We start from the raw sequence: 1,107 nt of genomic DNA, 5'->3' as shown, positions 1-1,107 counted from the left end.
ACGATCATCACGGTTGAACGACGGCCTGTCCCCACCGGGACGATCGTCACGGTTGAACGGCCTACGCTCACCACGGTCATCACGGTTGAACGACGGCCTGTCCCCACCGGGACGCTCATCACGGTTGAACGGCCTGCGCTCACCACGATCATCACGGTTGTAGGAGGGCCTGTCCCCGCGGTCACGGGCTCCGTAGGAACCGCCTCGGGACTGGTCGCGATCACCGTAGGAACGCTGGTTGTCAGCACGCGGTCCCGAAGACCTCTGCCCACCGCCCGGCCGGTCGTCGCGATTGAAGGGAGGACGACCGGAACCACGGTCGTCACGGTTGTAGGACGGCCTGTCGCCGCGGTCACGAGAGCCGTAAGAACCGCCCGGGCGCCCTTCTCGGCGCTCACCATATCGGGGGCCGTCTCCCGGACGTCCCCTGTAGCCACCTGCGCGATCGCCGCGGTGACCTCCCTGACCGCCAGATCCGCGGTTCTCGCCCTCTTCGCGTCGACCCGCGCCTTCAGGCCGGTTGTCACTGTTCACTTCTGGTCCATTCGTTGGCTCACTCTGCGAGCGCGTCCCATCTCCTCGATCGGATGGGACGGTCGCTGTGCGGGCGGTCTCCGGCCGCGGGGTGCGCCCCGTTCGCTATCGCTGCCCCGCCCTATCGTGGTCTGGCGCGACGAAGGCCACCCGCTGGTGGGGTGGCCCGGCCTCTCCAGCCTAGCAAGCCATTGAAACTCCATACGCCCTTCACCCACACCCGCAAATGATCACGAAGCCGGATTTCAGAGTGCTGCGGAGTCCGATCCCCGCCTGCCACCGCAGGTTCGGTGGAGCAGGGGGGTCGCTCAGCGGAGGCTCTTCCTGACGGCAAAAGGACTCCAGCGGCCCATCGGAAGTCTTGAGATCCAGCCGCAACCCCTTGTTCGGAGGCTCTCTGGAAATCACTACGAAACCGGTAGAAGCCGATGCCGGCCCTCAACACGGAAACTCACTGAAAACTCCGGAAGGAAACCCCGCAAGCCCCTTCCGGAACCCCCTCGGAAAACACGAAGGCCCCCACCGAAAGGTGAGGGCCCACATGAAAGATTGTCCGGCGGCGACCTACTCTCC

Origin of the sequence: Streptosporangium sp. NPDC049248 (genome assembly GCF_040678965.1) — a bacterium.
GTDB classification, from domain to species: domain Bacteria; phylum Actinomycetota; class Actinomycetes; order Streptosporangiales; family Streptosporangiaceae; genus Streptosporangium; species Streptosporangium fukuiense.
This window is presented reverse-complemented; position numbering follows the sequence as displayed.